General features: G+C 54.4%; 15 protein-coding genes. 10 read left to right on the forward strand and 5 right to left on the reverse strand.

The window, feature by feature from the left end; all coding sequences use genetic code 11:
• The first annotated feature begins 11 nt into the window (after nucleotides 1-11).
• The 6 genes from mltG (at nucleotide 12) to AAZT04_RS05375 (ending at nucleotide 5,941) form a co-directional block, all read left to right on the forward strand.
• Nucleotides 12-1,037 carry an endolytic transglycosylase MltG gene (mltG, locus tag AAZT04_RS05350; RefSeq protein WP_258089876.1) on the forward strand — a complete coding sequence of 342 codons (1,026 nt, stop codon included), beginning with the start codon at nucleotides 12-14 and terminating at the stop codon, nucleotides 1,035-1,037.
• Nucleotides 1,027-1,662, forward strand: coding sequence for a dTMP kinase (gene tmk / locus AAZT04_RS05355; RefSeq protein WP_434679190.1), 636 nt, complete (start codon nucleotides 1,027-1,029; stop codon nucleotides 1,660-1,662). Before mltG ends, tmk begins: the two co-directional genes overlap by 11 nt.
• A complete protein-coding gene (gene holB, locus AAZT04_RS05360) occupies nucleotides 1,662-2,669 on the forward strand; it encodes a DNA polymerase III subunit delta' (protein WP_048762083.1) in 1,008 nt (335 codons plus the stop codon). The genes tmk and holB overlap by 1 nt, the downstream gene beginning before the upstream one ends.
• A gap of 14 nt (nucleotides 2,670-2,683) precedes the next feature.
• Nucleotides 2,684-3,460: a metal-dependent hydrolase gene (locus tag AAZT04_RS05365; RefSeq protein WP_128864214.1), complete on the forward strand. Its 777-nt coding sequence runs from the start codon at nucleotides 2,684-2,686 to the stop codon at nucleotides 3,458-3,460.
• 338 nt (nucleotides 3,461-3,798) lie between these two features.
• Entirely contained in the window at nucleotides 3,799-5,232 is a 1,434-nt protein-coding gene (gene ptsG / locus AAZT04_RS05370; RefSeq protein ID WP_020826345.1) for a PTS glucose transporter subunit IIBC, read from the forward strand.
• A gap of 199 nt (nucleotides 5,233-5,431) precedes the next feature.
• Nucleotides 5,432-5,941, forward strand: coding sequence for a hypothetical protein (locus AAZT04_RS05375; RefSeq protein ID WP_020826346.1), 510 nt, complete (start codon nucleotides 5,432-5,434; stop codon nucleotides 5,939-5,941).
• 147 nt (nucleotides 5,942-6,088) lie between these two features.
• Here the strand turns inward: AAZT04_RS05375 and mntR are convergent, their stop codons facing one another.
• On the reverse strand, nucleotides 6,089-6,559 hold the full coding sequence (gene mntR / locus AAZT04_RS05380; protein ID WP_434679193.1) for a manganese-binding transcriptional regulator MntR: 471 nt from the start codon (nucleotides 6,557-6,559) through the stop codon (nucleotides 6,089-6,091).
• A gap of 229 nt (nucleotides 6,560-6,788) precedes the next feature.
• On the opposite strand from mntR, the gene AAZT04_RS05385 reads away from it, so the two are divergent.
• Nucleotides 6,789-8,093, forward strand: a complete 1,305-nt coding sequence (locus tag AAZT04_RS05385) for an Nramp family divalent metal transporter (protein ID WP_020826348.1) — start codon at nucleotides 6,789-6,791, stop codon at nucleotides 8,091-8,093.
• Between the two features lie 49 nt (nucleotides 8,094-8,142).
• On the opposite strand, the gene AAZT04_RS05390 is transcribed toward AAZT04_RS05385, so the two are convergent.
• Both AAZT04_RS05390 and AAZT04_RS05395 read right to left on the reverse strand, forming a co-directional pair.
• The gene (locus AAZT04_RS05390; protein WP_116690748.1) at nucleotides 8,143-8,418 is read right to left on the reverse strand and encodes a hypothetical protein; all 276 of its coding nucleotides are present in this window, start codon (nucleotides 8,416-8,418) and stop codon (nucleotides 8,143-8,145) included.
• 361 nt (nucleotides 8,419-8,779) lie between these two features.
• Entirely contained in the window at nucleotides 8,780-9,691 is a 912-nt protein-coding gene (locus AAZT04_RS05395) for a LysR family transcriptional regulator (protein ID WP_434679196.1), read from the reverse strand.
• 155 nt (nucleotides 9,692-9,846) lie between these two features.
• Here AAZT04_RS05395 and AAZT04_RS05400 point away from each other — a divergent pair, with 155 nt between their 5' ends.
• Entirely contained in the window at nucleotides 9,847-10,365 is a 519-nt protein-coding gene (locus tag AAZT04_RS05400; RefSeq protein ID WP_020826351.1) for a YybH family protein, read from the forward strand.
• 56 nt (nucleotides 10,366-10,421) lie between these two features.
• Here the strand turns inward: AAZT04_RS05400 and AAZT04_RS05405 are convergent, their stop codons facing one another.
• The gene (locus AAZT04_RS05405; protein ID WP_334647553.1) at nucleotides 10,422-11,168 is read right to left on the reverse strand and encodes an SDR family oxidoreductase; all 747 of its coding nucleotides are present in this window, start codon (nucleotides 11,166-11,168) and stop codon (nucleotides 10,422-10,424) included.
• A 99-nt stretch (nucleotides 11,169-11,267) separates the two neighbouring features.
• Between AAZT04_RS05405 and AAZT04_RS05410 the strand changes: the two genes are divergently transcribed.
• Entirely contained in the window at nucleotides 11,268-11,645 is a 378-nt protein-coding gene (locus tag AAZT04_RS05410) for a winged helix-turn-helix transcriptional regulator (protein ID WP_334647554.1), read from the forward strand.
• On the opposite strand, the gene AAZT04_RS05415 is transcribed toward AAZT04_RS05410, so the two are convergent.
• Entirely contained in the window at nucleotides 11,642-12,547 is a 906-nt protein-coding gene (locus tag AAZT04_RS05415; protein WP_020826354.1) for an ABC transporter substrate-binding protein, read from the reverse strand. The two genes, AAZT04_RS05410 and AAZT04_RS05415, sit on opposite strands and share 4 nt — an antisense overlap.
• 242 nt (nucleotides 12,548-12,789) lie before the next feature.
• Here AAZT04_RS05415 and hinT point away from each other — a divergent pair, with 242 nt between their 5' ends.
• The gene (gene hinT / locus AAZT04_RS05420; RefSeq protein ID WP_020826355.1) at nucleotides 12,790-13,140 is read left to right on the forward strand and encodes a purine nucleoside phosphoramidase; all 351 of its coding nucleotides are present in this window, start codon (nucleotides 12,790-12,792) and stop codon (nucleotides 13,138-13,140) included.
• Nucleotides 13,141-13,152: the final 12 nt, after the last annotated feature.

Raw genomic sequence — 13,152 nt, forward strand, 5'->3', positions numbered from 1 at the left:
ATGGCTGATTGATGAAGAAAAGAAAGCTGAAGTTCGTTTCTATTATTGTTGTTCTGGTATTGGGCCTGCTGTTGTGGGGATATCAGAAGGTTGAACGCTTCGCGGATACGCCTCTGGCGATCCAGCAGGAAGCCATTTTTAAACTGCCGGCGGGTACCGGGCGGGTAGCGCTGGAAGGGCTGCTGGTTCGTGACAAGCTGATCCGCAACGGCATGTGGTTCCCGTGGCTGCTGCGTGTGGAGCCGCAGCTGGCGGAGTTTAAGGCCGGTACCTATCGCTTTACGCCTGGCATGACGGTGCGCGAGATGCTCAAACTGCTGGCCAGCGGCAAAGAAGCCCAGTTCAGCGCGCGCTTTATCGAAGGCTCTCGCCTGCGTGACTGGCTGACGGTGCTGCAACAGTCCAAATACCTCAAACATACGCTGGCGGGCAAAAGCGAAACGGAAATTGCCGTGGCGTTGGGCTTGCCGGAGGGGACTAATCCTGAAGGACGCCTGTACCCCGATACCTACCTGTACACGGCGGGCATGAGCGACATTGCGTTGTTAAAGCGTGCTCATTTGCGAATGACCAAGGCGCTGGAAGATGCCTGGCAAGGTCGCGACACCAGCCTGCCGTACAAAACGCCCGAAGAGTTGCTGACCATGGCCTCGATCATTGAGAAAGAGACCGCGGTGCCGGAAGAACGCACCAAGGTGGCTTCCGTCTTTATTAACCGCCTGCGCATTGGCATGCGTTTGCAGACCGACCCAACGGTGATTTACGGCATGGGCGATAGCTATAATGGCGATATCACTCGCAAAGATTTGGAAACGCCGACGGCGTACAACACCTATGTGATCAACGGCCTGCCGCCAACGCCGATTGCCATGCCTGGCAAGGCTTCGCTGGCCGCCGCCGCTAATCCGGCGAAAACCCCTTATCTGTACTTTGTTGCCGACGGCAAAGGCGGGCACCAATTTACCACTAACCTGGCTAGCCATAATCAGGCGGTGCGCGCCTATCGCCAGGCGCTGAAGGAAAAGAATGAAAAGTAAATTTGTGGTTATCGAAGGGCTCGAGGGCGCGGGTAAAACTACCGCTCGCGATACCGTGGTCGACGTACTGCGCCAGCACGGCATCAACGATATTGTCTTTACCCGTGAACCTGGTGGTACGCCGTTGGCAGAAAAGCTGCGCGACCTGTTCAAGCGCGGCGTGGACGGTGAGCTGCCGACCATCAAAGCCGAGGTGCTGATGCTGTACGCAGCCCGCGTGCAATTGGTGGAAACGGTGATCAAACCGGCGTTGGCGCGTGGTGCCTGGGTGGTTGGCGATCGTCACGATTTGTCTTCGCAGGCCTATCAGGGCGGCGGTCGCGGTGTCGATCAGCAACTGATGGCCTCGCTGCGTGACACCGTGCTGGGCGATTTTCACCCGGACCTGACGCTGTATCTGGATTTGCCGCCGTTAGTGGGGTTGCAACGTGCCCGCGCACGCGGCGAATTGGATCGCATCGAACAAGAGGCGCTGCCGTTCTTTGAACGCACCCGCGCGCGCTATCTGGAACTGGCGGCGCAGGACCAGTCCATTGTCACCGTTGACGCGGCCCAATCGCTGGAGCAGGTGACGGCAGCGATTCGTCACAGCGTCAGCCAATGGCTGCAGCAGGAAGGCGCGTAATGAACTGGTACCCGTGGCTGAATACCCCTTACCGGCAGTTGGTCGGGCAATATGCTGCCGATCGCGGTCATCATGCCTTGCTGCTGCACGCGGCGGCTGGCAATGGCGAAGAAGCGCTGGCCTACGGGCTGAGCCGTTGGCTGATTTGCCAGCGCCGTAACGGAGAGAAAAGCTGCGGTGAATGCCATAGCTGCCGGTTAATGCTGGCGGGCAATCACCCGGATTATCATGTGCTGACGCCGGAAAAGGGCAAAAGCAGTCTGGGCGTGGAGCCCATTCGTCAGGTGATTGAGATCCTTTACTCCCATGCCCAGCAGGGCGGAGCCAAGGTGATCTGGTTGCCGCAGGCGGAGCTGCTGACCGAGGCGGCCGCCAATGCGTTATTGAAAACATTGGAAGAGCCGCCGGAAAAAACCTATTTCCTGCTGAGCTGCCGTGAGCCTTCCCGCCTGTTGGCGACGTTGCGCAGCCGCTGTTTGTACTGGCACCTCGCCAGCCCGGACGAACAGCTCAGCCTGCAGTGGTTAAACCGACAGACGTCGGGTAATCAGGTCGATCTGCTGACCGCATTGCGTCTGCATGATGGCGCTCCTCTGGCCGCCGAGCAGTTGTTGCAGCCGGAACGTTGGCAGCAGCGTAGCGCGCTGTGTGCCGCCCTGAGCGCTGCTTTGCCGCAGCATGACATGCTGTCCTTGCTGCCGGTGTTGAATCACGAAGACGTCGCCGAGCGGCTACACTGGTTATGCGCATTGCTGGTCGACGCGATGAAATGGCAGCAGGGGGCGGCGAGTTTTGCCCTCAACCAGGATCAGCAACCCTTGGTGCACCAACTGGCCAGCCGTTTGAGCAGCAACTCGCTGCAGCAAGTGGTGCAACAATGGCTTAATTGCCGCCACCAGTTGCTCAGCGTGGTCGGCGTTAACCGTGAACTGCTGCTGACAGAACAGTTACTTGGCTGGGAGCAGATGCTCGGCGCTACCGGCTATTCTCACCCTCATTCGCTGTAAAAGAGTTAAATATTATGTTGTTAGTAGATTCTCATTGCCACCTCGATGGCCTGGATTACCAAACCCTGCACCAAAACGTGGATGACGCACTGGCCAAAGCCAAGGCGTGCGATGTCGGTTACGTGCTGGCGGTCGCTACCACCTTGCCGGGCTATCAGGCCATGACGCAGTTGATTGGCCAACGCGACGACGTGGCTTTCTCCTGCGGTGTGCATCCGCTCAATCTGGAAGGCGGCTACGACTATGCGGAACTGCGCCGTTTAGCGGCGGCAGAGCAGGTGGTGGCGCTGGGGGAAACCGGGCTGGATTATTTCTATCAAAAAGACAATCTTGAATTGCAGCAAGCCTCGTTTCGTGAACATATCCGCATCGGTCGCGATCTGAACAAACCGGTGATCGTGCATACCCGTGATGCGCGTGAAGACACGCTGGCGATCCTGCGGGAAGAAAATGCCCAGGACTGTGGCGGCGTACTGCATTGCTTCACCGAAGATCGCGCCACGGCCGAAGCCCTGTTGGACTTGGGGTTCTACATTTCCTTTTCCGGCATCCTGACCTTCCGCAACGCCGAGCAGCTGCGTGATGTGGCGCGTTATGTGCCGCTGGACCGCATTCTGGTGGAAACCGACTCGCCGTATCTGGCTCCGGTGCCGCACCGCGGCAAAGAAAACCAACCTGCCTACGTGCGCGATGTGGCTGAATACATGGCGGTATTGAAGGGCGTGAGCCTGGAAACGCTGGCCGAAGCCACCACCGCCAACTTTTCACGCTTATTTCACATCGAACTCTGATCTTTGGCCTAGGCTATAGCTGTAGTCATCGATTCTGGAATTTTTTTTAAGCTCGTAATTAATCGCCGAAACGGGTAATGTTCCCACCCGTTTTAGGGCGAGGTGCGGGCGTTTCTTCCTCTTTTTTGACAAAAAATAGGCGATTTAAGAAAAATACCCGGTTTTGTTCATTGAAACGTGACTGCCATCAAACATTGCGCAGCCTATTTATTTTACTCTGCGTAAAAATTCAAGGGGTGCTCAGACACCCTGAATTGCAGGGGTTTTTTCTCCCCCCCTTGCAACGCGAAGAATCGCGGAAAGTAGCAACGCACTATTACTCAGGAGCACACTCAACTATGTTCAAGAACGCATTTGCAAACCTGCAAAAAGTAGGTAAGTCGCTAATGCTGCCGGTGTCCGTATTGCCTATCGCAGGTATCCTGCTGGGCGTCGGTTCCGCCAACTTTAGCTGGCTACCTGCGGTAGTCTCCCACGTGATGGCGGAAGCCGGCGGTTCCGTTTTCGCCAACATGCCGCTGATCTTCGCCATCGGTGTTGCCCTGGGCTTCACCAATAACGACGGTGTCTCTGCGTTAGCCGCAGTAGTGGCTTACGGCATCATGGTGAAAACCATGGCGGTAGTAGCGCCTTTGGTGCTGCACCTGCCGGCTGAAGAGATCGCGGCCAAACACCTGGCGGATACCGGTGTGCTCGGGGGGATTATCTCCGGCTCCATCGCGGCCTATATGTTTAACCGCTTCTTCCGCATTCAATTGCCGGAATACCTGGGCTTCTTTGCCGGTAAGCGCTTTGTGCCGATTATTTCCGGCCTGGCGGCAATCGTTCTGGGCGTAGTGCTGTCCTTCATCTGGCCTCCTATCGGTACGGCTATCCAGACCTTCTCCCAGTGGGCTGCATATCAGAACCCGGTAGTGGCATTTGGTATCTACGGCGTGGTTGAACGTGCGCTGGTGCCGTTTGGCCTGCACCACATCTGGAACGTACCTTTCCAGATGCAGATTGGTGAATACACCAACGCGGCGGGCCAGGTATTCCACGGCGACATCCCACGTTATATGGCAGGTGACCCGACTGCGGGTAAACTGTCCGGTGGCTTCCTGTTCAAAATGTACGGTCTGCCTGCTGCTGCGATTGCCATCTGGCACTCGGCCAAGCCGGAAAACCGCGCAAAAGTCGGCGGTATCATGATCTCCGCTGCGCTGACCTCGTTCCTGACCGGTATCACCGAACCGATCGAGTTCTCCTTCATGTTCGTTGCGCCGATCCTGTACGCAATCCACGCCATTCTGGCTGGCCTGGCGTTCCCGATCTGTATCCTGTTGGGGATGCGTGACGGCACCAGCTTCTCGCACGGCCTGATCGACTTTATCGTACTGAGCGGTAACAGCAGCAAAATCTGGCTGTTCCCAGTGGTCGGTATCATCTACGGTCTGGTGTACTACACCATCTTCCGCGTGCTGATTGCCAAACTGGATCTGAAAACACCAGGTCGCGAAGACACGGCTTCTGAGCAAGTTGCCCAGGGCGGTTCTGAAATGTCTGCAGCACTGGTTCAGGCTTTCGGTGGTAAAGAGAACATCACCAACCTGGATGCCTGTATCACTCGACTGCGCGTTAGCGTGGCGGACGTGAGCAAGGTTGACCAGGCTGGCTTGAAAAAACTGGGTGCTGCTGGCGTTGTCGTCGCAGGCTCGGGTGTTCAGGCTATCTTTGGCACCAAATCTGACAACCTGAAAACGGATATGGACGAGTACATCCGTAACCATTAATTCAGGTCAGGCAGGGGAGTTTTAAGGGAGGCGAAAGCCTCCCTTTTTTATTGGTTTTTTGTCGGCTTTTAAATGAATCTCTGAAGGCCATTTTCTACCAACGTGGTGCAACCCGTCGGGATGATTGCATGTGGCAGTGCCAACAAAGATAATGGTTTTACTTCAATGAGTAGGTGATCTGCCAGAAGGATTTTGGAGCGTGAAAAAGTATTCTTATCCTTTTCTCTTTTCTGCGACCATCGCTTTTTTAGGGTTGGTGTATGGAGTGATGTGGTGGCATAGAGAGGTTTACCGCATTACTTTTCTCAGTGTCTCGACAACGCGCTATATGATCGTTGCAGCGATGATACTGGCTTTGTTTATTTCAATTTACGCTATTGGCCGTGGCGCCGTAAAAAGCAATAAGCACATTGATTATCTCAAGTTTTATGGCGGGGCCTGCATTGTTTTGTTCTTTGTCTTTGCTATGGCATTAATCACCATGACCTACCTGCTGCCAGGGCCGGTAGTGACCTACACGGCGGCTTACTCTTATGCTGAAGGCAGCAGGAAAAGTTGTTCTGGCGCCGATGTTGACGATCCGGACCTGGGGACGAACATAAGAATATGTCATCCAGCGGGTAACTATGCGTTCGATAACGAGATCTTTGTAGAGAAGAGAAACAATGCCCTTGGTTCGGTAGTCATGTATGCAATGACTTCCCCTTAGCACTGCTGCTCAAATGTAGAAGTTGAGTATTCCAGCCTCTGTATTTCACCCAGCGGTTCCTCACTGGGTGAAAGACCTATTGGATCTCAAGCCGCCGGCGCAGCCAGGGTTCCTTAAGACTGAAGAGGCAGCAAGAGCCGGGAGGCGCTATTTTTCCGCGTGTTTTTGCAGGAACTGTTCAAACACCGCCAGGGTGTCGCTGGAAATGTGGTGCTCGATCCCTTCGCTGTCCAACTCCGCCGTTTCGTTCGGTACCCCAAGGCACACCAGCAGGTCGACGACTATCCGATGACGACGGCGCACCTTCTGCGCCAGTTGCTCACCTTCCTCCGTCAGGAAAACCCCTCGATAAGGCCGTGACTCCACCAGACCTGCACTCTTCAGCCGGGCGATGTTCTTGATCGCGGTCGGGTGCGACACACCGAAACGTTTGGCGATATCGGTGGTTCTTGCTTCGCGGGTGGTGACCAGCAGGTCGGCTATCAGCTCGACATAATCTTCAATCAGCGCATTAGACTGCGCCTCACGAGCGCGGGTGAAGCGCAGGGCATGTTCAGCCTCGTCCGGCATTTCGGCCACGACGGGGCGGTCGGCGTCATCTTGTGCGCTTGTTGCCATATTCTGAGGCGTCCTTTAAACGTAAATCCAGTGAGTTGCAGATTAATGCAGTTCCGCCATACGTTAGTCCAAAGGCGACGCATTATCAATTCGCCAGACGCATTGGGTGGAAATTAGAAATATTTGTACACAAAGGTAGAGTATCTTCCATTTTGCATAAAGTGTAGCCGATGCTACATTGCTGAGAGTGTTGGGTGAAAAATAACCAGAAAAAGATTGAGGGTAAACCATGCGTGATGCGGCAACCACCACATCGTTAACCGAACGAACCAATACGGCAATAGGTAACGCGCTTGCCGGGCGCAAGCGTGGCGCATTCACGCCGCTACTGTTCGCCGGGCCTGCGGTGATTGCCTCCATTGCTTATATGGACCCCGGTAACTTCGCCACCAATATTCAGGCAGGCTCGAAATACGGCTATAGCCTGCTATGGGTGGTGGTGATGGCCAACCTGATCGCCATGCTGTTCCAGGCGCTGTCGGCCAAGTTGGGTATCGTCACTCAACGCAATCTGGCAGAGATGTGCCGCGATCAATTTTCGCGCCCGGTGGTGATCGGCATGTGGCTGCTCAGTGAAGTGGCGGCGATGGCAACCGATCTGGCGGAGTTCCTCGGCGGGGCTATAGCGCTTGCCTTGCTGTTCCATATGCCGCTGTTGCCGGGAATGGGGGTGACCGCGGTCATTACCTACGCCTTGCTGATGGTGGAGAAAAAGGGGTTCCGCCCGGTAGAGCTGATGATCGGCGGCTTGGTCGCGATTATTGCCCTGTGTTACCTGGTCGAGATGTTCATTGTACCGGTGGATTGGGCTGCGGCGGGCATGGGCATGGTTACACCGCAGTTGCCGGATGCACAGGCGTTGACCATCGCGGTGGGGATTATCGGCGCCACGGTGATGCCGCACGCCATCTTCCTGCACTCAGGGCTGACTCAGCACCGTGCGCCGGCCAGTGACAGTGGTGAAAGGCGTAAACTGCTGCGCTTTTCCAATATTGAGGTGGTGATTGCCTTATCTGTCGCCGGGCTGGTGAATATCGCCATGGTGATTATGGCCTCCAGCGCGTTCCATGCCGGTAACAGCGACGTGGCGGAGATTGGCACCGCCTACCATACGCTGACGCCGCTGTTTGGCGCTGCGGCGGCGGGTATCTTCCTGATGTCGCTGATTGCTTCCGGCATTTCCAGCTCGGTAGTGGGGACGATGGCAGGCCAGATGATCATGCAGGGCTTTGTCGGTTTCCGTATCCCGGTATGGGTACGCCGCATGGTCACCATGGTGCCGGCGTTCATCGTGGTGGCGCTGGGGGTTAATGCCACCGACGCACTGGTTTACAGCCAGGTCGTATTGAGCCTGGCGCTGCCGGCGCCGATGATTGCCCTGGTGATGTTCACGCGTCGCCGCGACATCATGGGCGAGTTCGTGAATAGCCGCCTGACCAGCCTGGTGTCGATCATCGGTACGGTGATTATTATTCTGCTCAATATGGTGCTGCTGCTGCAAACCTTCGGTGTCGCCATTCCCGGTCTGGGCTGATACCAAGCCGTGCAACCCAGTGTCACGGCCTGGCAACGGCGAGTTCCCGTTAAGGCGTCGTTTTTGGCGTTGGGTTTTGTCCCTGGGTCAGAGCCTTCTCATCGTCGGAGATGCTGCCGGTATTTGCCGCCCATACGCCTTCCTGAGTCTTGGTGACCTGTTGGTGAGCGGCATTCAGGTTTTGGCCAACGGCAGCAATATGATTAGACTCCACACCGCCGGTATTTTCCGCCCAGGGAATGGTTTGATCGTTGGCCCGCGCGAGCCCGCTTAACAACAGAGGCAGGATGACCAGTGTGGCATGAGTAACGACTTTCATTTTCATGATCTCAATGTCCTTTAATGCGTATGGCATACGGTGGTTTGGCCATACCGTTATCAGTGATAAACAATTGAGGGGGGAGGGATAGCCTTAAGTCAGTCTACTAACGGCTGGCGGTTTGGGATCCGCAATACGCCCTGTTCATACAGTTTAGGCCTGGCTTCCAGCGGCTGCGGTGGCGTTGATGTAAACGGAATCATTCATTTCTAAGCGGACATGTAAAACTGTTTCATGAGAAATAATTCGCATGTTTATAATGTTCAAGATCCAGCAAACGGTTTTATGGCCTAACCTTTCATTTAAGGTAGAAAAGGCAGGATTGGCGTAGTTATCCGTCTCATCTCATTGAGTTTTTCACCTCAGATTACGCCGATCCCTTTTCTTGCTTCCCGGAAAAAAGCGTGCTGATAAAGTCGACGAATACGCGTATTTTATGGCTGCGGTCGCGCAACCGTGGGTAAAGGATATTGACGGGGGCGCCAACGGGGGCCCATTCCTGTAATACCGGCTCCAGTGACCCCGCCAGCAGGTAACTTTCTAACGTGCAATCCAGCAAATAGACCAGTCCGAGATGGTTTTTGGCCACTTCACATAAAGACTGCGAATGATTAAAACTCAGCAGTGGGCTGGGGGGCAGTTGATAGACTTGCTCGTTACGAATAAATTGCCACGGATCAGCCATTGTTTCACCTGAGCGGATAAAACCAAGCCGCACATGTTGTTGCAACTGTTGTGGGTGTTCCGGCCGGCCATAACGGTCAAAATAGACACTTGAACCGCAACACAGGTAGTGCGGTTGGAATAGTTTGCGGCTGACCATATCCGGGACATCGTTGGCGCCGATTCGAATAAACACGTCTGCACGATCCTCTACCGGATTGACCAGCCGATCGCTTACCGACACGCTGAGCTGTATTTCCGGATACTGTGCCAGAAATGACGGCAGTGCAGGGGCGATATGCATACTGCTGAGCATCGAGGCAATCTCAACGCGCAAGGGGCCGCGGGGTTGTTCAAATTCATCCGACATATCGTTCTTCAGTCGATCAAACTGCTGCAATATCTCTTGCGCCGAACGATAGCAGCGCTCACCGGCCGCAGTCAGCGAAAAACGGCGGGTTGAGCGTTTAAAAAGCGGCTGTTGAAACTGCTTCTCGAGCTGGTTAATGCTGTAAGTGATGCTGGCGGGTGATAAACCCAGTTTAGTTGCAGCCTGGCTGAACCCTTCCATTTCCACTACCTGACAGAAAACGCGCAGGGCGTGTAATTCATTCATTTTGGCTACGTCCATTATTTAAATTTTTAAAAGAATATTTTTAAATTTGCCCACTGTCAATCAGGGTCGAAGTTGATTAAATTATTTTCATCATCTGTCGTTTAATGATGACGTAATTTAGCGCATGGTTAAATATAATATGTTAAGGATATTCAATGAAAAAAATAATCGCTGCTTTATTGCTGGTGGGGCCAGGTTTGTTCACTCAAGCCTACGCGGCTGAAAATAATCTGGCGCATCAAAGTTATAAGGTTTCTGCTGATGCTGGTATAGCGGCGGAACAAAAAGCCGTTTACGATACGATAAATCGCTACCAGACTGCGCTTAATGCGGGTGATACCAACACTATTTTATCGTTGTTCGCGAGTGAGAGTTACTCACAATGGAATGAAAAGCCAACCGCGGACACTAGCGAAAAACGCCGCCAGCAATATGACGACTTATTTAAGAAAGAGAAGTTTGAAACAGAATTCGCCTATGACAGCGTTCGCGTTAACGGCAATATGGCTTATGTGCGTACTCACCATCACCGTGGGGCGACGGTTAGTCGAATTAGCGATGGCGCAACGCTAATTGATTTGAATCGGGAAGTCTTTATTTTAGAAAAACAGCAGGGGCATTGGAAAATTGTAGTTTATACATTTAATACCAACCCTATTCAGGGAGTGGGCTGAGTAATTATTAAATAAAGACCGCGTGAGCGGTCTTTATTTTCAGATTATCAACACGACTAAAGATTCCCTACGCCACCGTCGATCAGCAACTCACTGCCCACCATAAAGGCGGACTCATCCGATGCCAGGAAGACTGCCGCCTTTGCCAGCTCCCATGCCGTACCCATGCGGCCGATAGGCACCAGAGCGCGGATCTCGTCGCGCAGGGCCTGTTCATCGGCATCATTTAGCCCCAGCTTACCCAGCGCCGGGGTTTCTGTCGGGCCGGGGCTGAGGCCGTTAACCCGGATGCCGCGCGGATGCAGTTCGCCGGAAAGCGTTCGGGCCAGCGACAACAGTCCGGCCTTGCTGGCGGCGTAAACGTTGCTTAACGGCAGCCCGATATGTGCACTGACCGAGCCGCACAAAATAATCGACGCCGGATTAGCCAGCTGTGGCAGCAGCGCCTGGATCAGGAAGAATGGCCCCTTCAGGTTGATGTCCATCAGTCGCTGATAACTTTGTTCATCCCACTCCTGCAAAGGATGGTGCGTGACGTCACCGGCGTTGATATACAGCACGTCGAGGCGCGGCCAGTGGTTGGCCAACTGCTGCGCCAATGTGCGTTGTTCAGCGATATCTCCGGCGTCGCTGCGTAACAGCAACACGTCAACCAGTTCTTTTCCCGCTGCCTCGAGGCCGCTTTGGCTGCGGCCGGTGATCGCCACGGTGGCCCCCTCGGCGATAAACTGACGCGCCGTTTCCAAACCAATGCCGCTGGTGCCGCCGGTGATCAACGCGTATTTGCCTTGTAGTCGTGACATAGCCCACTCCTGTTTATGGTCGATAAGGCCATTATTTGCGCTATAGTATCCTTTGCATAGTAGGCACCTTTTGGATACTAACGGGCGAAGAGGGATGAAATGAGCAAAGCTGGGCTTTCTGCTACGGAAAAAAATTTAGTCGGGTTGCCGACCGCGGGCGAACCTTGTCCGATGGTGGACTTCGTGAATCTGGTTGCAGGGAAGTGGGCGATTCCCATCCTTTACCGATTGATCTTGATCGACAGCCCGGTGCGTTTCAGTGAACTGCAACGTGCGGTAGCGCCGATTGCTCAGAAAGAGTTGACGCGCCAACTGCGACAGTTTGAGCAGCGCGGTCTGGTCACGCGGCAGGTGTTTCCGGAGGTCCCGCCGCGTGTTGAATATCAAATTACGTCGCTGGGCAAAACGCTGCGCCCGACGCTCGACTCTTTGGCTAACTGGATGCGGACACACGCACCCCAGTTAATTGAGGATTAGTCGCCGATACCCGGCGGATTGATGGCTGAGCGCGGGACCTTTTCATCGTGCTCACCCCAGCGATCCAGCACCTGGGCGTATTCGCCGCTGACGATCACCCCATTGATGGCGGCGTTGATGGCCGCCACCAGGCCATTGTCTTTTTTAGTGGTGACCGCCACATAGGCCACGTTAGGGCCGATGCCAACCATTTTGGTTTTGCCGGTCAGCGCCGCCTTGTAGGCTCCGGTGGAATGGGGGCCGAAGTAGGCGTCGACGCGCCCGGACTGAATGCTCAGGTTGGCGGCAGCGTCGTCGGTGACATAAATCGGTTGCACCGGCGGCAGGCCGTTGGCGCGGTTCTGCTTGTCCCAGCCGAGCAGGATGTTTTCCTGATTGGTGCCGGAGCCGACAATGATTCGCAGCCCGGCAACGTCTGCGGGTTGATTGATTGAATTGATTTTACTGGTGGATTTTACGTAAAAACCCAGCGTATCCACCCGATAGGTAGCGAAATCAAACTTGGTTTTGCGCAGTTTGGTCACGGCAATATTGAAAATTGCGGCGTCATACTTGCCGGAACTGATCCCGAGTGGCCAATCCTCCCAGGAAGTGGGCACCAGATTTAATTCCAGCCCCAAGCTGTCTGCCACCAGTTGTGCAATATCCGGGTCGCTGCCAATCAGCGTTTTATTGTCTTCGGCAAACAGCGCCAGCGGCGGGGAATTTTCAGACGCCACCGCGACGGTTAACTTGCCCGGCACGGCAAAAGGGTAATTGGCTGGGATCAAGGCGATGGCAGCCGGGTTCTTCGCCGCTCGCACATGTTGTTGGTTGGCTTGCAGATCGATAATGCTTTGGGGTTCAGCCACGGCATGGCCGCACAGCAACAGCGCCCCCAGCGCCAGTGTTTTGAATTGCATGTTATTTCTATCCGTTGCTAATCATAGGGTTACTATTGGCGGCGGCCGCAGGCAAGTAAAGCAACAATAGTGAATAACCAAAGTGAAAAAATCGGATATGCGCTGCCCGGAACGGCGTAATTATTCTGGCTGGTTGCCTGATTCTGCATCACTCAACGCGGAAAGTGCGCAATCAGGTTGAAAGCAGTAGAATTTGTCACTCATACTGCGTACAGCTTTTTTCCCTCTACAAGGAACGCCAGATGGCCGAAGAAACGATTTTCAGTAAAATTATCCGCCGCGAAATCCCTGCTGATGTGGTCTACCAGGATGAACTGGTCACCGCTTTTCGCGACATTTCACCTCAGGCTCCGACCCATATTTTGATCGTCCCGAATGTGCTGATCCCCACGATTAACGACGTGACTGTCGAGCACGAAGCGGCTCTCGGCCGCATGATCACCGCCGCGGCAAAAATTGCCGAGCAGGAAGGCATTGCCGAAGATGGCTACCGTCTGATAGTCAATTGCAATCGTCATGCCGGCCAAGAGGTCTATCATATTCATATGCATCTGGTCGGTGGCCGTTCATTGGGGCCGCTGCTGTCACGCTAACCGAGGTCAATC

The organism is Serratia sp. Je.1.23.a (genome assembly GCF_051129805.1).
Classification (GTDB): Bacteria; Pseudomonadota; Gammaproteobacteria; order Enterobacterales; family Enterobacteriaceae; genus Serratia; species Serratia liquefaciens.

What these genes read in the sequence shown, in the direction of transcription:
- AAZT04_RS05390 (WP_116690748.1), bottom strand. Translation starts at nt 8,418, where the DNA reads ATGAAAATGAAAGTCGTTACTCATGCCACACTGGTCATCCTGCCTCTG.
- AAZT04_RS05365 (WP_128864214.1), top strand. Translation starts at nt 2,684, where the DNA reads ATGTTGTTAGTAGATTCTCATTGCCACCTCGATGGCCTGGATTACCAA.
- AAZT04_RS05405 (WP_334647553.1), bottom strand. Translation starts at nt 11,168, where the DNA reads ATGTCACGACTACAAGGCAAATACGCGTTGATCACCGGCGGCACCAGC.
- mntR (WP_434679193.1), bottom strand. Translation starts at nt 6,559, where the DNA reads ATGGCAACAAGCGCACAAGATGACGCCGACCGCCCCGTCGTGGCCGAA.
- AAZT04_RS05385 (WP_020826348.1), top strand. Translation starts at nt 6,789, where the DNA reads ATGCGTGATGCGGCAACCACCACATCGTTAACCGAACGAACCAATACG.
- AAZT04_RS05415 (WP_020826354.1), bottom strand. Translation starts at nt 12,547, where the DNA reads ATGCAATTCAAAACACTGGCGCTGGGGGCGCTGTTGCTGTGCGGCCAT.
- AAZT04_RS05400 (WP_020826351.1), top strand. Translation starts at nt 9,847, where the DNA reads ATGAAAAAAATAATCGCTGCTTTATTGCTGGTGGGGCCAGGTTTGTTC.
- holB (WP_048762083.1), top strand. Translation starts at nt 1,662, where the DNA reads ATGAACTGGTACCCGTGGCTGAATACCCCTTACCGGCAGTTGGTCGGG.
- AAZT04_RS05395 (WP_434679196.1), bottom strand. Translation starts at nt 9,691, where the DNA reads ATGAATGAATTACACGCCCTGCGCGTTTTCTGTCAGGTAGTGGAAATG.
- tmk (WP_434679190.1), top strand. Translation starts at nt 1,027, where the DNA reads ATGAAAAGTAAATTTGTGGTTATCGAAGGGCTCGAGGGCGCGGGTAAA.
- hinT (WP_020826355.1), top strand. Translation starts at nt 12,790, where the DNA reads ATGGCCGAAGAAACGATTTTCAGTAAAATTATCCGCCGCGAAATCCCT.
- AAZT04_RS05410 (WP_334647554.1), top strand. Translation starts at nt 11,268, where the DNA reads ATGAGCAAAGCTGGGCTTTCTGCTACGGAAAAAAATTTAGTCGGGTTG.
- ptsG (WP_020826345.1), top strand. Translation starts at nt 3,799, where the DNA reads ATGTTCAAGAACGCATTTGCAAACCTGCAAAAAGTAGGTAAGTCGCTA.
- mltG (WP_258089876.1), top strand. Translation starts at nt 12, where the DNA reads ATGAAGAAAAGAAAGCTGAAGTTCGTTTCTATTATTGTTGTTCTGGTA.